Annotated in this window: 16 protein-coding genes and 1 pseudogene; 15 read left to right on the top strand and 2 right to left on the bottom strand. The window is 57.6% G+C overall.

Annotated elements, in window-relative coordinates:
• Nucleotides 1–13 precede the first annotated feature (13 nt).
• The 9 genes from folB (at nucleotide 14) to XM38_RS17380 (ending at nucleotide 11,744) form a co-directional block, all read left to right on the top strand.
• The gene (gene folB, locus XM38_RS17425) at nucleotides 14–394 is read left to right on the top strand and encodes a dihydroneopterin aldolase (protein WP_080810242.1); all 381 of its coding nucleotides are present in this window, start codon (nucleotides 14–16) and stop codon (nucleotides 392–394) included.
• 614 nt (nucleotides 395–1,008) lie between these two features.
• Entirely contained in the window at nucleotides 1,009–2,400 is a 1,392-nt protein-coding gene (locus XM38_RS17420; RefSeq protein ID WP_080810321.1) for an NAD-dependent succinate-semialdehyde dehydrogenase, read from the top strand.
• Nucleotides 2,401–2,435: 35 nt separating this feature from the next.
• On the top strand, nucleotides 2,436–4,073 hold the full coding sequence (locus tag XM38_RS17415) for an acetolactate synthase large subunit (protein WP_088430540.1): 1,638 nt from the start codon (nucleotides 2,436–2,438) through the stop codon (nucleotides 4,071–4,073).
• Nucleotides 4,074–4,209: 136 nt separating this feature from the next.
• Nucleotides 4,210–5,478: a hypothetical protein gene (locus tag XM38_RS17410; protein ID WP_088430538.1), complete on the top strand. Its 1,269-nt coding sequence runs from the start codon at nucleotides 4,210–4,212 to the stop codon at nucleotides 5,476–5,478.
• A gap of 693 nt (nucleotides 5,479–6,171) precedes the next feature.
• Entirely contained in the window at nucleotides 6,172–7,536 is a 1,365-nt protein-coding gene (locus XM38_RS17400) for a nicotinate phosphoribosyltransferase (RefSeq protein ID WP_088431755.1), read from the top strand.
• Between the two features lie 7 nt (nucleotides 7,537–7,543).
• Nucleotides 7,544–8,146 carry a nicotinate-nucleotide adenylyltransferase gene (locus XM38_RS17395; protein WP_080813955.1) on the top strand — a complete coding sequence of 201 codons (603 nt, stop codon included), beginning with the start codon at nucleotides 7,544–7,546 and terminating at the stop codon, nucleotides 8,144–8,146.
• Nucleotides 8,107–8,853, top strand: a complete 747-nt coding sequence (locus XM38_RS17390) for an NUDIX hydrolase (RefSeq protein WP_080813957.1) — start codon at nucleotides 8,107–8,109, stop codon at nucleotides 8,851–8,853. The genes XM38_RS17395 and XM38_RS17390 overlap by 40 nt, the downstream gene beginning before the upstream one ends.
• 16 nt (nucleotides 8,854–8,869) lie before the next feature.
• Entirely contained in the window at nucleotides 8,870–9,865 is a 996-nt protein-coding gene (locus tag XM38_RS17385; protein ID WP_088430536.1) for a DNA-methyltransferase, read from the top strand.
• A 64-nt stretch (nucleotides 9,866–9,929) separates the two neighbouring features.
• The gene (locus XM38_RS17380) at nucleotides 9,930–11,744 is read left to right on the top strand and encodes an NAD+ synthase (protein WP_088430534.1); all 1,815 of its coding nucleotides are present in this window, start codon (nucleotides 9,930–9,932) and stop codon (nucleotides 11,742–11,744) included.
• A 25-nt stretch (nucleotides 11,745–11,769) separates the two neighbouring features.
• On the opposite strand, the gene XM38_RS17375 is transcribed toward XM38_RS17380, so the two are convergent.
• Nucleotides 11,770–12,525 carry a response regulator transcription factor gene (locus XM38_RS17375; protein ID WP_088430532.1) on the bottom strand — a complete coding sequence of 252 codons (756 nt, stop codon included), beginning with the start codon at nucleotides 12,523–12,525 and terminating at the stop codon, nucleotides 11,770–11,772.
• A 206-nt stretch (nucleotides 12,526–12,731) separates the two neighbouring features.
• Entirely contained in the window at nucleotides 12,732–13,394 is a 663-nt protein-coding gene (locus XM38_RS17370) for a glutathione S-transferase family protein (protein ID WP_080813965.1), read from the bottom strand.
• Between the two features lie 137 nt (nucleotides 13,395–13,531).
• On the opposite strand from XM38_RS17370, the gene cobA reads away from it, so the two are divergent.
• From cobA to XM38_RS17340, 6 genes and pseudogenes are all read left to right on the top strand, one after another.
• Nucleotides 13,532–15,106 (top strand): uroporphyrinogen-III C-methyltransferase, encoded by a 1,575-nt coding sequence (cobA, locus tag XM38_RS17365; RefSeq protein WP_088431753.1) that lies wholly within the window; start codon nucleotides 13,532–13,534, stop codon nucleotides 15,104–15,106.
• Nucleotides 15,107–15,162: 56 nt separating this feature from the next.
• A pseudogene (locus XM38_RS17360) lies at nucleotides 15,163–16,041 on the top strand (TIGR02587 family membrane protein).
• Nucleotides 16,042–16,124: 83 nt separating this feature from the next.
• Nucleotides 16,125–18,050 carry a GTPase family protein gene (locus XM38_RS17355; RefSeq protein WP_088431751.1) on the top strand — a complete coding sequence of 642 codons (1,926 nt, stop codon included), beginning with the start codon at nucleotides 16,125–16,127 and terminating at the stop codon, nucleotides 18,048–18,050.
• 100 nt (nucleotides 18,051–18,150) lie between these two features.
• Entirely contained in the window at nucleotides 18,151–18,339 is a 189-nt protein-coding gene (locus XM38_RS17350; RefSeq protein WP_080813966.1) for a hypothetical protein, read from the top strand.
• Between the two features lie 123 nt (nucleotides 18,340–18,462).
• On the top strand, nucleotides 18,463–19,140 hold the full coding sequence (locus XM38_RS17345) for a DUF5752 family protein (RefSeq protein WP_080813968.1): 678 nt from the start codon (nucleotides 18,463–18,465) through the stop codon (nucleotides 19,138–19,140).
• Nucleotides 19,137–20,372, top strand: coding sequence for a glycosyltransferase (locus XM38_RS17340; protein WP_080813969.1), 1,236 nt, complete (start codon nucleotides 19,137–19,139; stop codon nucleotides 20,370–20,372). Before XM38_RS17345 ends, XM38_RS17340 begins: the two co-directional genes overlap by 4 nt.
• Nucleotides 20,373–20,383: the final 11 nt, after the last annotated feature.

Here is a 20,383-nt window from a genome sequence, read left to right as displayed (position 1 = left end):
GCCACCTAGTTCAATGGATTCAATTCAGGTCACTGGCATTCGCGCCTACGGCTATACCGGGGCCTTGCCGGAGGAACGGGTATTGGGACAATGGTTTGAGGTGTCGCTGACCCTGTGGCTAGATCTGGCCTTAGCGGCAGACACGGATCAGCTGGCCGATACTTACAACTACTGCCAGGCGATCGACCAGGTACAACGCCTGATCAGAACCCAACGGTTTTCGCTATTGGAGGCCCTAGCCGCTGCGATCTCACGGGCTACCCTCAGCGGTGACGAACGCCTACAGCAGGTACGGGTACAACTGGTGAAGCTAGCTGCCCCCATTCCCGACTTCGATGGTCGCATCGCCGTGGACATGACTCGCGATCGCACCTTTTTGCGATCGCACACCTAGGTAGCAGCCCCACCCGTCAACGTGCCGGGGGCACTAGACAAATGGGGCTGGTGACGCAGTTAGGAGGTATCTTGACGACGAGGGTATCCGTAGAATCTCGGATGGCCGCTGCTTTTAATACCTTTTTAAGAGTGTTCCAGCTAAATACCCGTCCAAGGGCTGGCTGCATAGCCTAGATCGAGACACTTTTTTCAGATGGAATACTCCAAGAGCTAATTTGCCAAGGAAATCTTAAAGAGCCGTCAAGGCAAGTGTTCTCAAGGCTTCTAGCGATCTTGCAGGAGTGTTCGCGGTGTGTCTGAAAACCTGGCTCTGACGACTGTTTAGGCGGCTTGCAAATCACTCTAAGGTTGTTGATTTTGCTGGCTGTGCGGGGCGGCGAGCATAAACAATCTATACAATTTTGCCTGGACTCCTAGTCCCTGTTGGCAGAGTAGAGACAGGCTGCTAGGGGATGGCTGTCATCAAGGGTGAGGGGGTCCGTCAGCAAGGCTGGATCACTGGCCAACCTGAAAGAGCCGAGTCCCCGAGACAGTCTGTAAAGGGGACTAAGCGATGGCAGACGGACGTGCGATCGCTAGTCCCGCTTCAGGTGACCGCAAGGAGGTCAGATGATGGCAATTGCAAGTATTAATCCGGCTACGGGGGCCAAACTGCAAGTCTTCCAGGCCCTCACCCAGGCAGAGGTGGCCGATCGGTTAGCCCAGGCCCAACGGACCTTTGAGCATTACCGTCGCACCTCCTTTGAGCAGCGCGCTGCCTGGATGACCGCTGCCGCTGGGGTACTGGAAGAGAACAAACAGCGCTTCGGGGAACTCATGACCCTGGAGATGGGGAAACCTCTGGCCAGTGCGATCGCAGAAGTAGAAAAAAGCGCCTGGGTGTGTCGCTACTACGCTGAGCATGCCGCCGCCTTCCTGGCCGATATCCCAGCCCAGACCGATGCCAGCCGCAGCTTTGTGCGCTATCAACCCTTGGGGGTGATTCTAGCGGTGATGCCCTGGAACTTTCCCTTCTGGCAGGTCTTTCGCTTTGCGGCGCCAGCCCTGATGGCCGGCAATGTCGGGCTGCTGAAGCACGCCTCCAACGTGCCCCAATGCGCCCTGGCCATCGAGACGGTCTTCAAGGCGGCAGGCTTTCCCGAAGGAACGCTGCAAACCCTTTTGATTAGCGCGGACCGGCTCGCTGACTTGGTGGCTGACGACCGCATCAAAGCCGCCACTTTGACCGGCAGTGAACCCGCTGGTGCCAGTTTAGCCGCGGCCTGTGGTCGTCATATTAAGAAGACGGTGCTGGAGTTAGGTGGCAGTGATCCCTTCATCGTCATGGCCAGCGCCGATCTGGAGGCGGCCATTGCTACCGGGGCCAAGGCCCGACTGATTAATAACGGCCAATCCTGCATTGCCGCCAAACGTTTCATCGTGGCCGAGGCCATTGCCGATCGCTTCGAACAGGGGCTGGTAACGGCCTTTAAAGACCTCACGGTAGGGGATCCCATGGCCACCAGCACCGACATTGGTCCCATGGCCACCCCCGCCATCGTGCAGGATCTCGACCGGCAGGTCAGCGCCTGCCTACGGCAGGGGGCTAAGGCCCTGATGGGAGGAAATGTCGCCGCCCTGCTAGACACCTTGCCCCAGGGGCTACGGTCCGGCTATTTCTATCCCCCCACCATCCTGAGCCAGATTCCCCCTGGCACCCCCGCCGATGAGGAAGAATTCTTCGGTCCTGTGGCCCTGATATTTCGAGTTCCTGACATAGACGCTGCCATTCGCTTGGCCAATAGTACTCCACTGGGACTGGGAGCGAGTGCCTGGAGCACCGACCCCTCAGAGCAGGATCGTCTGATCAATGAGACTGAGGCGGGCTGCGTCTTTATTAATGGCCTGGTCAAGTCTGATCCACGCCTACCCTTCGGGGGCATTAAACATTCGGGCTATGGTCGCGAACTTAGCCACCAAGGTATCCAAGAGTTTGTCAACATAAAGACTATTTGGATCCGATAAGACGCTCAAGACGCTCAGATAGGATTACTTTATTCATGAACACCGCCGAACTGCTGGTACGCTGTCTCGAGAACGAAGGGGTCGAGTATATTTTTGGTGTACCAGGAGAGGAGAACCTCCAGGTCCTACAAGCCCTGAAAACGTCTTCGATTCAGTTCATCACCACCCGCCACGAACAGGGGGCTGCCTTCATGGCGGATGTCTATGGGCGCTTGACTGGCAAGGCGGGCGTGTGTCTATCTACCTTGGGACCGGGGGCAACTAATCTAATCACAGGTGTCGCCGATGCCAACCTAGATCGGGCTCCATTGGTGGCGATTACCGGTCAGGTAGGCACTGACCGTATGCACATCGAGTCCCATCAGTATCTCGATTTGGTCTCCATGTTTGCCCCGGTGACCAAATGGAATACCCAAATCGTTCGCCCCAGCAACACTCCAGAGATCGTCCGCAAGGCCTTTAAACTGGCCCAGTCGGAAAAGCCAGGGGCAGTGCATATCGATCTGCCCGAGAATATTGCCGATATGGATGCCGTAGGCCAACCCTTGCATCGAGACAGTCAGGAAAAAACCTACGCCTCGCTCCAGAGCATTCAACAGGCCGTGGTGGCGATTTCCCAAGCGACCAACCCCGTGATCCTGGTGGGCAACGGTGCTATTCGGGCCCGAGCCAGTGAATCCGTAACGGAATTTGCCACCCGCCTCAACATTCCCGTGGCCAATACCTTCATGGGTAAGGGGGTGATTCCCTATACCCATCCCCTGGCTCTGTGGACCTTTGGCCTGCAGCAGCGAGACTATATCAGCTGTGCCCTGGAGCGGGCCGATTTGGTTATCGCCGTAGGCTATGACCTGGTAGAGTACTCCCCTAAACGGTGGAATCCTGACGGCAACTTGCCGATTCTGCACATCAATGCCACTCAGGCCGAGATTGACAGCAGTTACATTCCTCGCATCGAGGTGTTGGGGGATATCTCTGATTCTCTGAATGAGATTCTCAAGCGCGTCTCCCACCAGCGACGGCTAGACTCCGGCACGGCAAAACTGCGCCAGGAAATTGAGGAAGACTACGCTCAATACAGCGATGACTATGGCTTTCCGGTGAAGCCCCAAAAGCTGATTTACGACCTCCGTCAGGTCTTGAGGGCCGATGACATTTTGATTTCTGATGTGGGAGCCCACAAGATGTGGATTGCCCGCAACTATCATTGCCAGCGCCCCAATACTTGCATTATTTCCAATGGCTTTGCTGCCATGGGCATTGCGATTCCGGGAGCCTTAGCCGCCAAGTTAGTCAACCCCTCTCGCCAAGTGATTGCTGCCACCGGAGATGGCGGCTTTATGATGAATTGCCAGGAACTGGAGACGGCTCGCCGTCTGGGGGCTGCCTTCGTTACTCTCATCTTCAACGATGGTGGCTATGGCCTGATTGAGTGGAAGCAAATGAACCACTACGGGGAATCTGCCTTTGTCCATTTCACGAATCCAGACTTCGTCAAGCTAGCTGGCAGCATGGGGTTGAAGGGTTATCGGGTAGAGTCCACCGAGGATCTATTGCCAACCTTAAAAGAAGCGTTAGAACAAAACGTGCCCACGGTGATCGATTGCCCGGTGGACTACCGGGAGAACCTACTATTTACCCAGAAGACTGAAGACTTAGCCTGCCTCACCTAGTCCGCCAAGGCAGACGTAAGCAGGACGCTATCCAGTTCCAGTTCCAAATCGGGCGCTTCCCTGCCATCAAATCGCTATGGTTGACCTTGGCTCCGTTTAAATAGAGATCAAAGGGAATCGATGTTGAGGAGTCTGCATGAGGCGGCGACGACATCTCTGGTTAGTCATGGCAATGAGCCTCTGGTTGGTGGGGTGTTGGCTGCGGGGTAATCCTCTGCCAGCTGATCAATCGCCGGGGGAGCTGCCCAATGCCCCTGATGCAGCCACTGAGGCGGTGACTGATGCAACCCCTAGGGAGTCCCCTGAGCAGCTGGTATCTATGGCTATTCGCCAGGCCACGGCAGCAGCTGATTTGGCGGAGACTGCTGAATCTGCCGCCGACTGGGACCAGGTGACCCAGCAGTGGCTGCAGGCGAGTCAATCGCTACAGGCGGTGCCACCGCAAGCGCCCCAGCGAGTGTTTGTGCAGCGCAAACTACGGCAGTATTTAGCCTATGGTCAGGTAGCTCAGCGGCAGGCAGAACGGGCCAGTGTTCCCCGGGTGTTTCCGAGCTTGGGCAGTGCCGTGTTGGATGAAAAGATTGGCCTGTATCTGTCCTATGTGGCCACAGTCGGGGTGCCTGATGTCATGGTCATTGGTAGCTCCCGGGCCTTGCAGGGCATTGACCCTCAGGTGCTACAGGCGGCCCTAGCCCAGGAGGGGCTGACGGTCTTTAACTTCGGCATCAATGGCGCCACGGCCCAGCTGATGAGTTTTCTGCTGCGGCAAGTGCTGACGCCGGACCAGTTACCCCAGATCTTGCTATGGGGGGTAGGGTCGCGGTCGTTCAACAGTGGTCGGGTTGATCGCACCTTTGCAGCGGTGCTGCGGTCACCTGGTTACCAAGCCTTGCAGTCGGGGGAGCGACCTAGCTTAGAACAGTCGGCTGAGACGAAGGCTGTGGCGATGCCGGTGAGTGAGATCGATGCCTATGGGTTTTTGGCGCAGGATGAGCGCTTTAACCCGGGCCAATACTACCGGCAATTTTCCCGGGTTCCGGGGGAGTATGACTCGGCCTATCAGCCGTTTCGCCTGCAGGGGGTGCAGACCCAGTCATTACATGCGATCGCAGCTTGGGCTCAATCTCAACAGATTCCCTTGGTCATAGTGAATCTGCCCCTCAGTGATGACTACCTGGACCCGGTCCGCCTAGGGTACGAACGGCAATTCCAGAACTATTTGCAAACGGAGGCCCAGCGAGGCAATTTCCAAGTTTTAGATTGGCTACTACAGTGGCGTCAGCAAGACGGCTTCTTCGCCGATCCCAGTCATCTCAACCAGTTTGGGGCCGCCGCCCTGAGCCGACAGCTGGCTGCGACTGCTGAGATTCCCTGGCCCACTAAGGAGTCGGCCACAGACGAGTGAATTTAGTAGTATCTCACCAAAATAGAAGAGAGCCATTTTGGGACAGTCGCGGTTTTTAGTGGAGTGCTTGCCCGGGGAATTTCGCTTCCCCCGGACCCCTACGACCAGGGCAAACCGCTTGTGGTGAGCTTGCCGAACTGCTGCCCTGGACCTGCGGAAGGACCTGTTGATCAGCCGTCATCAATCGCGTCGCATCGACAAGGCGTGATAAACCTCGATAGGACCGCACTTAATCGTGTAGCTCGGGGTGCTCGCCGGGGGAATTTCGCTTCCCCCGGACCCCTACGACCAGGGCGAACCACCGCCCTGGACCCCGTGGAAGGGCTGTTCGGTCAGTGGCGCTAGATCGCGTCGCATCGGTAGAGTGGCGAGGAGCTTGTCCTTCCCTATTCCCTATTCCCTATTCCCTATTCCCTATTCCCTATTCCCTGTCCCCTTTTCTGCTCTCCGCCCTCCGTCCTCTGTCCTCCCCATCGTCCTCTGCTCTCCCTTCGACTACGTTGCTCCTACGGAGCCGCTTCGCGAACAGGGCAAGCCGTCCTCCGTTTTCCCTTTCCCCCATCACCCCATCACCTCGTCACTCGTCACTCGTCCTCCACCCACCGACTCGCCTCCCCCTCTTCGTTCGTCCTCCTAGGCAACTCCTGTTTGTTTTGGTTAAAATAACCATAATTGCTACTCAGCCTATCTGCCATGACGGATGATCCGGCCTTGACTATTGGCCGTGAGGACTACAGCCTACTCACGGATCTCTATGAGCTGACCATGGCTGCTTGCTATGCCGGGGAGGGGTTGGCCGAGCGGCCCGCCAGTTTTGAGTTATTTGTGCGGCGGCTGCCGCCTAACTATGGGTATTTGATTGCCATGGGCTTGGCCCCAGCTCTGGATTACTTGAGTCATTTGCAGTTTACCGAGGGGCAGGTGCAGCAATTGCAGGCCTGTGGTTTGTTTGAGCAGGCGCCGCCTCGGTTTTGGCAGTTGCTACGGCAAGCCACGTTTACTGGCGATGTCTGGGCAGTACCGGAGGGAACAGCAGTCTTTGCCAATGAACCCCTGCTGCGGGTGGAGGCTCCCCTGTGGCAAGCTCAATTGGTGGAAACCTATCTGCTCAATACCCTCAACTACCAGACCTTGATTGCCACCCGAGCGGCTCGTTTACGGGATGTAGCTGGGCCCGAGGCCAAGTTATTGGAGTTTGGCAGTCGTCGGGCCTTTAGTCCCCAAGGAGCTGTGTGGGCGGCTCGGGCAGCGTTGGCGGCAGGGTTAAATGCCACGTCTAATGTGCTGGCTGCCTTACAGCTGGGGCGACAACCGGCAGGGACTATGGCCCATGCCCTGGTGATGGCGATAACGGCGACCACTGGCAGTGAAGACGAAGCTTTCCAGGCGTTTCACCGCTATTTCCCAGGGGCGGCGCTGTTGATCGACACCTATGATACGGTGGCGGCGGCCCGGCGTCTGGCTGACTGGGTGCGCCAGGACAAGATGACCGTGGCCGGGGTACGCCTCGATTCTGGGGAGTTGGCGAGTCTGTCGCAGCAGGTGCGATCGCACCTACCCGACACCACCATCTTTGCCAGTGGCGACCTGGACGAGTGGGAAATCCAGCGGTTAATTGCCCAGGGCGCCACCATTGATGGCTATGGCATCGGCACTCGGTTGGTGACTGGCACTCCGGTCAATGGGGTCTATAAACTGGTGGAACTCGACGGTATCCCAGTGATGAAAGAATCTAGTCACAAAGTTACCTATCCTGGCCGCAAGCAGATCTTTCGGTACCAGCAGGGCAGTCAAAGCCAAGGAGATCGCCTGGGGTTGATAACAGATACCGCTGGTCCCCAGGAACAGCCCCTACTGCAGCCGGTGATGAAGCAAGGACAGATCACCATACCTAGCGCTCCCTTGATCACCATTGCCGAGCGCACGGCTGAGTCAGTGGCCAGTCTACCAGCCTCCATTCGGCAGATTGATACCCCCAAGGCGTTCCCGGTCACCATTTCATCGGCCCTGCAAGCCCTCACCGCCGAGACCCGTCGTCAGACCTCTGTTAACACATAACGTCGCCATGGTTAGCATCGCCCTCTTTGGTACCAGTGCCGATCCCCCCCATCAGGGGCATTTAGCCATCCTCAGTTGGTTAGCCACCGAATTTGACCACGTGGTGGTCTGGGCGGCCAACAATCCCTTCAAGCGGCATCAGACCTCCCTGGCCGATCGCTTTACCATGCTGCAACTGATCATCGATCAGATTGAAGTCCCTGCTGGTCGGATTAGCCTCTACCCCGATCTAGGCCATTCCCGCACCATCGTTACCCTGGAACGGGCCCGCCAGAAGTGGCCAGAGGCGGACTTTACCCTGGTGATTGGGGCCGATTTGGTCTCCCAATTACCGCGCTGGTACCGCGCCCAGGAGATTTTTGCTCAGGCCCATATCCTGGTAGTGCCCCGCCCTGGCTATCGGCTATCGCAGGATGATTTGATAGAACTGCGGCAACAGGGAGCCCATATCTCTCTGGCTACTATGCCCCACCGATTCGACATGTCCTCGAGTCAGTATCGGCAAGCCGACGACCGTGACGTCTTGCCCCCAGTGGTTCAAGCTTACATCGACCAGAACAACCTCTATCCATGCCCGGAAGACTCCAGAGAAAAGCTATCGACTCCTTAGCAGGGGGGGACCTGGCCGACTTTAAGGTGGGGGTCGACAATGTCATTTTCTCCGTAGACACGGAGCAAAATCGTCTACTGGTGTTGCTGGTCATGCGTCACGATGATCCGTTTTTGGGGTATTGGAGTCTACCGGGGACCCTGGTCCGCCATGGTGAATCTTTGGAGGATGCCGCCTACCGGGTGCTTTCAGAAAAAATCCGCGTCGAGAATCTATATTTAGAGCAGCTCTATACCTTTGGGGGGCCGAACCGAGACCCTCGAGAAGCCGAGAATTCCTTTGGGGTGCGCTATTTGTCGGTAAGTCATTTTGCCCTGGTGCGCTTTGCCGAAGCCGAACTGATTGCCGACGGGGTCAGTGGCATAGCTTGGTATCCCCTCAGCCAGGTGCCGACCCTGGCCTTCGATCACAACAGCATTCTCGACTACGGCTATCAGCGGCTGCGCAACAAGTTGGAGTACAGTCCCATTGCCTTCGAGGTGTTGCCCCAGACCTTCACCCTGGGGGATCTCTACCAACTCTATGGGACGGTGTTAGGCCCCGACTTTGCGGATTATTCTAACTTTCGAGCCCGGCTACTAAAGCTGGGCTTTTTGCGGGATACCGGCCAGAAGACATCTCGTGGTGCCGGCCGCCCTGCCAGCCTCTATTGCTTTGACGCTGACGCCTTCGAACCTTGCAAAGATAAACCCATGGTTTTTATCTAGTTGAGAGTGAGCGACAATGGGCAACCCCGAGATCAACAAGGAGCGAGCGCCGCAGAATCGAACCTTAACTTTGAGGGCCAGCGAGCATGATGACTTAGCCAAAAAGGTGCTCACCCTGCATCGTCCGTTGGCAGTGGATGACCTTGCCAACAAAACCATTTGCCAGGACCTATTGGATGCACTGCAATATTTGCCTAAAGGCTTTGTGGATTTGATGATTCTGGACCCGCCCTATAACCTCAACAAACGATTTCATAGCAAATCATTTAAGCACATGGATGATGCCGCCTATGCTGATTGGCTAGAGGGTTGGATATCACAGTTGAAAGGAGTGCTTAAGGAGGAGGCGTCGATTTATTTCTGTGCTGACTGGCTTACATCGGCGGCCGCCTATCCAGTTCTAAAGAAGCATTTTCGAGTTAGAAATCGCATTACCTGGGAACGGGAAAAAGGTCGCGGCGCCAAGCGTAACTGGAAAAACTCCTGTGAAGATATCTGGTTTTGTACCGTCTCTGATGACTATTACTTTGCTGTCGACGCCGTCAAATTGAAGCGACGGGTCATAGCGCCCTATCGACATAAAGATGGCCAGCCCAAGGATTGGGAAGACCACGGGCCAAAAAAGTATCGCTTGACTCACCCATCTAACATTTGGACAGACATTACGGTGCCGTTTTGGTCTATGCCAGAAAATACCGACCACCCTACTCAGAAGCCAGAAAAATTAATGGCAAAATTGCTCCTGGCCAGCTCTAAGCCGGAGGATTTCGTGTTCGATCCATTCTTGGGCAGTGGAACTACGTCAGTGGTGTCGAAAAAGTTGGGTCGGCGATTTCTGGGCATTGAAGTGGAGCTAGACTACTGTTGCCTGGCCGAGAAAAGACTGGCCCTGGCAGATAGGGAGGCCAGCATTCAGGGTTACTCTGATGGCGTCTTTTGGGAGCGCAATTCCCTGGCCGAACAGAAGCGGCAGACGACACCTTATCCCAACGATATCCAACGTCATCTCTAGGACCACCTCTAGAGTATTAGTTACGAGGTCAATTAATTTTTATTATCTTTCTGTAGAAAATAATATGAAATCTACCCTTAGACTTGCGATCGCACAGCTCAACCCCACCATCGGAGATCTCAGCGGCAATGCCCAGGCTATCCTCGAGGCCGCCCAGCAAGCCGCCAGCCAGGGCGCCGATCTGGTATTAACGCCAGAACTCTCCCTCTGTGGCTATCCGCCTCGAGATCTATTGTTTCGCCCCAGCTTCATCACCGCCATGGCCGAGACCCTGACCCAATTGGCTCAGCAACTGCCCCCGCAAGTGGGGGTACTGATCGGCTTCGCCACCACCAATCCCGATGCCCGCGACCACGGCGAAAAACCTCTGTTTAACAGCACTGCCTTAGTGTGGTCGGGGCGGGTGCATCAGGTCTTTCACAAACAGTTACTGCCCACCTATGATGTCTTCGACGAAGACCGCTATTTCTCCCCCGGACGCGGGGCCAGCTACTTCGACTGGCCGCTGGACAATCCCTCACCTCCTGGAGAGGCCACCGTGCGGGTGGGGGTGACCATCTGCGAAGATCTGTGGAACGACGAAGAGTTCTGGGGCGGACGCACCTATCCCCGCAACCCCATCGCCGACTTGGCCCAGCAGGGGGTTGACCTGGTGGTCAATCTATCGGCCTCTCCCTATTCCGTGGGCAAGCAGCAGTTACGGGAATCCATGCTGGGCCACAGCGCCGCCCGCTTCCGCTGCCCCATCGTCTACGCCAATCAGATCGGGGCCAACGACGATTTAATTTTCGATGGCAGCAGCGTTGCCTTCAACCGTCAGGGGAACGTCATGGTTCGCGCCCTCGGCTTCCAACCCGATCTCACCCTAGTGGAGTTCGAGCGGCAGCAACGGGATTTCATGCCAGGCCCTGTGGCCCCCTTGCCCCTCCACCATACCGCCGAAATTTGGGCCGCCCTGGTCCTGGGAGTACGAGACTATGCCCACAAATGCGGCTTTTCTCGAGCGGTGATCGGTCTCAGTGGTGGCATCGATTCATCCCTGGTAGCCACCATCGCCACCGCTGCCCTGGGGGCCGCCAATGTGCTGGGAGTACTGATGCCGTCGCCCTACAGCTCCGAGACCTCCCTCCAGGATGCCTACGCCCTGGCCGACAATCTGGGCATTCACACCACCACCCTACCCATTGGCAATCTCATGGCAGGCTATGGCCAGACCCTGGCCGAACTGTTTGCCGGCACCGAATTTGGGGTGGCCGAAGAAAATATCCAGTCTCGCATCCGCGGCAACCTGCTCATGGCCGTAGCCAATAAATTTGGCTATTTACTGTTATCCACCGGTAATAAGTCCGAAATGGCCGTGGGCTACTGCACCCTCTATGGCGACATGAACGGTGGCCTGGCCGTGATTGCCGACGTGCCCAAGACCCAGGTCTATAGCCTGTGTCGATGGCTGAATCAAAGGGCAACTGAAAATTCTGCAGCCACCAGTTCCGCCACGCTCCCCTTTGCCAAAGCCCCGATTCCGACCAATGTCTTGGCGAAGCCTCCCAGCGCCGAGCTCAAGCCCGACCAACAGGACCAAGATTCCCTACCTGCCTACGACATCCTAGATGACATCCTAGAGCGGTTGGTGCAGCACCACGAATCCCTGCAAGAGATCGTCGCCGCCGGCCATGATCCGGCCACCGTGGAGCAGGTGACGCGGTTGCTGGCCCGGGCGGAATTTAAGCGCCGCCAGGCCCCGCCGGTCCTGAAGATTACCGATCGGGCCTTTGGCATGGGCTGGCGCATGCCCATCGCCAACCGCTGGTCGCCCAGCTTGCCCCGGCCCCAGGATATATCGGCAGCGACAGCTCAGCCCTTGCCGCTGTCAGATTAGCCTACACACCGCTAAGGCTGTAGGCTCAACCAAAGCGATAACCAAACCCACGCAAGGTGGTGATATAGCGGGGCTGACTGGGGTCGGGTTCGATTTTTTCCCGCAGCCAACGGATATGCACATCCACCGTTTTGCGATCGCCCATAAAGTCGGGTCCCCACACCTGCTGAATCAGATCCTCCCGGGACCACACCCTTTGCGGCTCACTCATAAACAGCTCTAAAATCCGAAACTCTTTGGGGGAGAGATTAATCTCTTGGCCATTCACCGTTACCCGCAGTTCATTCAGATACAGGCTGATCTCCTGAAAGGTGAGTACGACCTTCGCCGGGGCCTTCTGGGACCAACGGTGGCGACGCATCAACGCTCGGCAGCGGGCAATCAACTCTCGCATACCAAAGGGCTTGGACAGGTAATCGTCTGCCCCTACTTCCAGGCCAACTACCCGGTCCATTTCACTGCCCTTGGCACTCAATATCAGAATGGGGAAATCGATCTGATGGTGGCGGATGAGACGACACAGATCGAGGCCGTTCATGCCGGGCAACATCCAATCCAGAATAGCCAGGTCGAAATCGTTAGCGCTCAGGGTAGAGGCGTCATTGCCCTTCAGGATCTCTAGAGCAGCATGGCCATGTTCGGCTACCGAGACTAAATATCCTTCGTCCTCCAAGGCCATGGCTATGGTCTCGCGGATCAGGGCCTCATCGTCAACCAATAGAATTTTGGCCTGGCTAAGGGGGACATCGGGATAATTCAGCGAGGTTTGAAACACACCCATGCTTAGGAATATGAACTAGAGTTCTCACTCCAGACGCTATCGAGCACAAACGCTTAACCCTTTATCGCAGTTGCTATCGATGCCGGGAAAGCACCCTCGACCTAGGGGAGGCAACAGCTATCTCAGCAGGGCAGAACATCTGGATGTATCATCTCGGTCAAGCATTAAGGCGAGAACATCGCCAGGTTAAGGAACGGTAAACCCCCCTATAGCCCTCGCTGGGCCATGAGTTTGGCCATGCGCTCTTTGAAGGCGTCGATGGCCTCGGGGGTGGGTTGGGTAATCTGCCAGGCCTGGCGTTGCAGCAGCCGTTGAATCCATGCCTGTAGCTGGGGATATTGGTCTAGGGGCAACTCCATTTGGTCAAACCAGGGGGCCACAGTCCCTAGGACAATGTCTGCCAGAGATAGCTCGTCGCCACCAAAGAAGGACCAATCTGCTAACTTTTCTTCGCAGAAGCCCAGACAAACTGCGGCTTGCTGGTGGGCCTTTTCTAGGGCGTCGGCATCGGGGCTGCCGAATCCCATCATTTTCTTGGTCAGGGGGCTGATAGCCGGCAGCAACTCGTTGACGGTGACCATCTGTATCATGCGGACCTTGGCTAGGGCAGTGGGGGGCGACGGCAGTAGAGAGGGAATGGGGTATTTAGCCTCTAGGTAGTCCATGATGGCGAAGGATTCGATCAGGGTGACTTCATCGTCTACCAGTACGGGAATGTGATGAAAGGGGTTCAGGGCTAGGAATTCAGGCTGGAACTGGTCTCCACTGAGATTCATCTCAATGGTGTCGAAGTGGAGCCCTTTTTCCAGTAGGGTGACCCAAACCCGGCGCGAGTTGAGGGATAGTGGTGTGTGATAGAGGGTCAACATTGGCTGGTTCTCCACGCTAAGGCTGCCTTTAGGATGCCACGAAGCCATCCCGTTCAGCGATGGCATGTCTGGTGCAAGGCTCACTGGTGCGGCAACAATCCGGCATGATGGAAACGATGGGCCATCGATGGGAAGCTATGAAGCGCACAGGAAAGGTCTATGTGGTTGGGGCCGGGCCAGGAGATATGGCTTACCTCACCCTGCGAGGCTACACGTTGCTGCGGCAGGCTCAGGTGCTGGTCCATGACGCTCTGGTGGATGAACGGCTGCTAGCGGAGTTACCGTCGGGATGCGATCGCATCGATGTGGGCAAGCGCGGCGGCCGGCCTAGCCCCAGCCAGGAGGAGATCGACCAGTTATTGGTGCAGCGGGCTCAGGCGGGTAAGCGAGTAGTGCGGCTGAAGGGGGGCGATCCCTTCATCTTTGGCCGCACCACCTCGGAGGTGCAGGCCCTGCGCCAGGCCGGTTGCGATGTGGAGGTGATCCCGGGGATTTCCTCGGCTCTGGCCGCTCCCCTGCTGGCCGGCATTCCCCTGACCGATGCCGTCTTGAGCCATGGCTTTGCAGTCATGACGGCCCACGACCTGGAGAGTCTAGATTGGCCCACCCTGGCTCAGACCCAAACCCTGGTGCTGTTGATGGCCACTCGACGGCTGCCTGAGATCCTGGAGCAACTGCGGCAGGCGGGCAAGCGCCCGGAAACCCCCATCGCCGTCATCCGCTGGGCCGGACACCCGCAGCAACAGGTGTGGACCGGTACCCTACTGAGCATCCTGCAGCAGACTAAGGGGCAGTCGCTCTCCCCCGCGGTGGTGGTGATCGGGGAGGTGGTGGGGCTGCGTACATACCTGATGCCCTCGTCCCCGACCGCCCCTCTGGAGACCCATTGCATGAGTAAGGAGATGGAGACCATGACTGCCCAGGCCCCCCTGGCTGGCAAGACGGTGGTGGTGACTCAGTCAGCCGGTCAGTCCAGTCAGTTTAGTGGGTATTTACGCCGCCAGGGCGCTACGGTGCTGGAAATGCCAGCCCTGGAGATTCGCCCCCCTTCCAGTTGGCAGGCCCTGGACGATGCGATCGCATCCCTAGCCACCGTCGACTGGTTGATTCTCACCTCCGCCAACGCCGTCACCTATTTCCTGGATCGCCTGCAGCACCAAGGCCATGACCTGCGGGCCCTGGCCGGCCTCAAGATCGCCGTGGTGGGCAAGAAAACGGCCCAGGTGCTGCAAACACGAGGCCTCCACGCCGACTTCACCCCCCCCGACTTCATCGCTGACTCCCTGGCCGACACCTTCCCGGAGCCGGTGCAGGGCCTGACCCTGCTCTTTCCTCGGGTGGAGAGCGGTGGCCGGGAGGTGTTGGTGCGAGCCTTCAGCGACGCCGGTGCCCAGGTGCTGGAGGTGCCCGCCTATGAATCCGGCTGCCCCCCAGAGCCAGACCCTCAGGTAATCCAGGCCCTGCAGCAGGGCGCGGTAGACTGCCTCACCTTCGCCAGCTCCAAAACCGTACGCCACGCCGCCCAACTCCTAGAGCAGGGCCTCGGCCCCGAGTGGCCTACCCATCTGCCAGGGGTCTGCCTAGCCTCCATCGGCCCCAAGACCTCCGAAACCTGCTACCAGGTCTTCGGCCGCGTCGATGTCGAAGCCCAGGAATACACCCTGGAAGGCCTCACCCAAGCCTTGGTTCAGGTGCTGGGCGAATCCAGGTGACGGTGTGACCACCGACGACAATCTTTTTGACCCACCCCATTTAGAACAAGCACACCATGACGGCATCTGAGACACCTAATATCTGGCTGCAGGAACTGCAGGATATTCTGCGGGGGAGCGGCAGGGGGCTTTTTGTTTGGCATTCCGCTGCTCTACACCGTCGAGGTCTGGTCCATTGGCTCGTCAGTGCAGCCAGAGCGCTTACTAGTGGTCCTAGCGCGGTCACGTTCGGGGTGGTGTGGCTACTGACACAGACCGGTGGTTTCCGTCGCACCCTGCGGTTACAACCCCTAGAAGCCGTGTTGGAGAGCATTGAGGCCCTGGGCATCGGCCTTCTCTGCGCTGCGATCGCATTAATCCTCTTACGACGCATCACCCTGGCCACGCCCCTATCGGAAACCCTGGGTAAGCTCATCTTCGAAGGGGTGCCCTTTTCTCTGGGAGTAGCCCTGGCCCGCTCCCTGCTCAGCCCTGCCCCAGCGCGACCAGTCTCCCGGCGCAAGCTCAATGGCCCTAGCCAGAAGCGGCATGCCAGCCGCTGGCCCGACACCTTGGTAGACCTAGATGCCACCCTGCTGGGGGCGATCCTGATTGCCTTCAGCATTGCCCCCACCGAAGAGATCCGTCTCCTGGCCGCCTCCATTCCACCCCTGTGGTTGCTGCTAATCATTGCAGCCTCGCTGTTGTTGTCCTACACCATCGTCTTTGCCTCTGGCTTTGCCGATGGCAGTGAGCGGCGACAACGGGGGCTGCTGCTCAGCCCCATCACCGAAACCCTGGTGGCCTATCTCGTGGCCCTGCTGATTTCGACCACCATGCTGGTGTTCTTCCAGCAGTTAACCCCAGCCGATCCCTGGCAGGAATGGCTCAGCAATGTGTTGGTATTGGGCCTACCCGCCTCCATTGGTGGCGCCGCCGGGCGCATCTTAGTGTAGGTCTTGGCCCCGTTGTCAGCCGTGGCCTCAGCTGAGCCACTCGCCAGCGCGATTAAATGGTACTGAAGGGTTGGCTCAACAGCATGATACTAACGCGATGGCAGTGGATAGTCCTGGGCTTGCCAGTAGTGGGGCTGGTGAGTTTTTTAGGGGTGGCGGCGGCATGGCAGATTCATGCCTGGCAGCTGAACTGGATCTGGGCGGTGATCATTCTGCTGTTGCTGGGCTGGCGCTGGTTATTGGTGCGATGGACCCAGCCCGCTAGGAGCCAGATTGATGATCTAGTCGATCAGGCTAGTCAAAAACTGGAAGAGGCTCAACAGACCGATACCGGCGAGATCGCAACGGCGGTGGAAGCCGCGTTGCAACGGGTGCTGCAGGTTGCTGAGAGCGACCCCCCCATCTGGGAAGACTGGCCTCGATTTTGGCAGCGCTGTCAGGAGCTGGTCAGTGCGATCGCACAGATCTACTACCCAGAGGTGAAATATCCCCTGCTCAATATCTATGTCCCCCAAGCCTACGGGCTGATTCGGGGCACTGTCGACGACCTCGATCGATGGATGCAACAGCTCTCGCCAGTACTGAATCAGGTCACCGTTGGCCAGGCCGTACAGGCTTACGAACTGTATCAACGGGTGGAACCCTCTGCCCGCTGGGTTTGGCGCCTATTCAACTGGTCCCAGTGGCTCTGGAATCCAGCTGCCGCTGCGGCTCGGCTGGCCAGCCAACGCTACGGCAACCAAGCCACCCAGCAACTGCTGGCCAATCTGGGCACCCTGGCTCGCCAGAAAGCCTTGCAAACCCTGTGTCATCAGGCCGTGCTGCTCTACGGCGGTGACCGCTCTGCCCTGCCCCAACCCCTGCTGCAGGAGTCTCCCCCTGCCGAGGAGACAACCCAGACCCTGCGCCAGATTCTACAGCAGGCAGAGCCCACGGAACCGGTTGAGAAAAAACCCGTGGAAATCTTACTGCTGGGTCGCACCGGTGCCGGCAAAAGCAGCTTGATTAACACCTTGTTTGCAGCCGATCAGGCCGAGGTAGATGTGCTGCCCAGCACCGATAAAATCCAACGGTACCAGTGGTCCTCTCAAGACGGCCATCGTCTAATCCTATGGGATACCCCAGGCTATGAGCAGATCGCCCGTGATGATGTGCGCCAGAGTGTGATGGAGAAAGCGGCCACAGCAGACCTGCTGCTACTGGTGACTCCGGCCCTAGATCCAGCCTTAAGGATGGATGTGGACTTATTGCAGGAGTTGCGTCACCAGGGCCATGATCACCCCGCCATTGCCATCGTCACCCAAGTCGATCGGCTGCGCCCACTGCGGGAATGGTCGCCGCCCTATGACTGGCAGTGGGGGGAACGAGCCAAGGAAGTGGCCATCCGCGAGGCCACCCAGTATCGAGCCGATGCCCTGGCAGATAGCTGTGATCGAGTGCTGCCCCTAGTCACCTACGATGCCCAAGCCCAGCGGTCTCCCTGGAACGCCGATGCCTTGGCTCTGACGCTAATCGATACCATGGCTCCGGCTAAGCAGAGTCGCCTGGGCCGGTTTCTCCGGCAGCGGCAGGCCCGCATCGTAGCCGCCGCTAAGATCATCGAACGCTATGCCCTGCAGATGACCACCAACCAGGGGCTGACGGCACTACTGAAGAGCCCGGTGTTGCAATTTCTCTCCACCCTGACCACGGGGTCCCCAGCCTTGGCTCAAGTCTTGGCCAACCGGATTCCGGTGGAAGAGTTGCCCCTGGTGATTGGCAAACTGCAGATGGCCTACGAGCTATTTCAAGTGGTAGCCCCCGATGATGCCCACTTTGACCTGTTGGGGCTGTGGCCCCTGATGGTGGACAATCCCGCCGCGCCCGATCGCACTGCCACCGCCCTGGGCCATGCCTTGGTGGCCTACTGGAGCGAGTCCCTGGTTTTAGACCAGCTGCAAACCCGATTCCGCCATTATTTAAATGCCTCCCCGGCCCCTTCTACTCCTAGCTGGGGAGAAACACGCTAGGATAAGCGCAGCTGAGACGCTGGTAGCGCCATGGTAGACAGCCTGTGTGCTATCAGACCGCTACCTGTTGAGGCGATGTTCTGTTACAACAGGTAGTTCCATGGCTGATTCCATGTCTACGTTCGATACCGCCGTCCTGGCGTATAAGGACCGCTGCAATCGCACCGGCCTCGTCTTTCAACAACCCATAGAAGCCATGTCCAAGGTGGTCAATGGCGTAGTTTATCTAAAGATTTCCGCCGGCTACCTGGCCCGCTACGACATCAGGCGCAAACGGTTGCTGATCTGAGTTGCTAATCTGAGTAGGATCATCAGAGGTATCAATTCATAAAGTTGGGGTGACGGGGTCGTGAAGAACGGGGCAGAGTGTAGCCATAGTCACTAGCCGCTGAGTCTAGATTGATTAACAGATATGGACTCATCTGACGCCAATATGGATGCCTTTGCCCTCAAAGACTGCGCCCTGATTTCCATTGCCACCGGCAAAAAGGCGGAATCCTTAAAAGAGCTGCGCAGCTGCTTACTCACCATTAGTCTGGACAGCATTTATCTGCACTTCTGGGGCGGGTTGCTCAAGTCTCGCTTCGAAGAGCGGGAATTTAACAACGACTTCGCGGCCTGGTGCCGCCATAGCCTCCACGACCATCCCCTGGCCGAGCGCCTGGCTGTGCTCGATCCTCAGGACTACGGCGATCTAGAGGCCCTACGGCAGGAAATGCTAAGTATCGTCGAAGAGCGGCTCGATGAGAGTGAGTACCTGCACTGGGTATTGGCCAGCGACCCCTTCGAATTTTTGCGATCGCAAATCGTCGTTTTCGACACCTACCAGCGGATTCAACGCCCGGAAGAACTGACCACCCTGCTGCCCCACCTCTCCACCAGCAGCTTGTTTTATCACTTCATCGATGCCCGTCGCCGCCTACCAGAAGGTATTGATGATTTTCGCTACTGGCTGGCCGGGTTCGACGGTCAATACCAGCCCCTCGCCGATGAACTCGCTGGCGTCGATCCCTACTTCGAAAGCCTGACGGCCCTGCGCCAGCAAGTCACCACGATTTTCGAAACCTGCTGCCCAGGGAACACCCCATGACCATACTCGACACCTATGCCCAGGTTGCCGGAGAAGAAGTCGTCACTCAACTGCGGCAACTAGCAGCTCCCCTCAAGGGTAAGCGCATTATCCATGTCAACTCCACGGCGGTGGGGGGTGGGGTGGCCGAAATCTTGAGTAAACTGGTGCCTCTGATGCGGGAACTGGACCTAGAGGTTACCTGGGAGGTCATCAAAGGGGATGAAGACTTTTTCCAGTGCACCAAGTCTATGCACAATGCCCTGCAGGGCAATCCGGTGCCGATCAGCGACCAGCATCTGCATCACTATGGAGACGTAAACGCCGACAATGCCGATCAACTGCGGGACTCCCTGCAGACCGCAGACTATGTGTTCATCCACGATCCCCAACCTGCAGCGCTGCTATCCCATATGCCCCATCGCCAGGGCAAATGGATCTGGCGCTGCCATATCGATGTCAGCCATCCCTATCGGCCGGTGTGGAAATTCCTGCGACACCACATCGCTCCCTATGATGCCAGCATCTTCTCCCTGGCTGCCTTTGCCCAAGCCTTGCCCCACCCGGAATATATTATTCCTCCCAGCATCGATCCCCTCAGCGAGAAGAATCTGGACCTGCAGGCCCAGGAGATCCAGCAGATGTGCGATCGCTACGGCATCGACACCACTCGCCCTTGGTTCATTCAGGTCTCCCGCTTCGATCGCTTCAAAGACCCGGTCGGTGTCATTCGCGCCTACAAACTCGCCACTAAATTTCTGCCCAGCCTGCAGTTGGTCTTAGCGGGGGGCACTGCCGACGACGATCCTGAGGGGGCGATTGTACTGGCCGAGGTCAAGGAAGCCGCCGCCGATGATCCCGACATTCATATCCTGGCCTTACCTCCCGATGCCAACCGCACCATCAATGCCCTGCAACGGGGGGCCGACATCGTCATGCAAAAATCGACCCGGGAAGGCTTTGGCCTCACCGTCACCGAGGGGATGTGGAAGGGTAAGCCGGTGATTGGGGGCAACACCGGGGGAATTCGTCTGCAGGTAATCAATCACCATACTGGCTTCCTGGTCAATACCCCTGAGGGCGCTGCCCTGCGGGTCCGCTATTTGCTCAGTCAACCGGCCAAACTCATTGAAATGGGCCAAAAAGCCAAGGAATTTGTCCGGGAAAATTTCTTGCTGACCCGACAGTTGCGAGAATATCTCACCCTGATGGTGGCCCTCATGTACGGTTCCGAGGACCGCATTGAACTCTAGAACTCTAATGC

This window comes from Halomicronema hongdechloris C2206, from assembly GCF_002075285.3.
Lineage (GTDB): Bacteria > Cyanobacteriota > Cyanobacteriia > Phormidesmidales > Phormidesmidaceae > Halomicronema_B > Halomicronema_B hongdechloris.
Note: the sequence above shows the minus strand (reverse complement) of the source record. Positions and strands in the feature narration are given on the sequence as shown.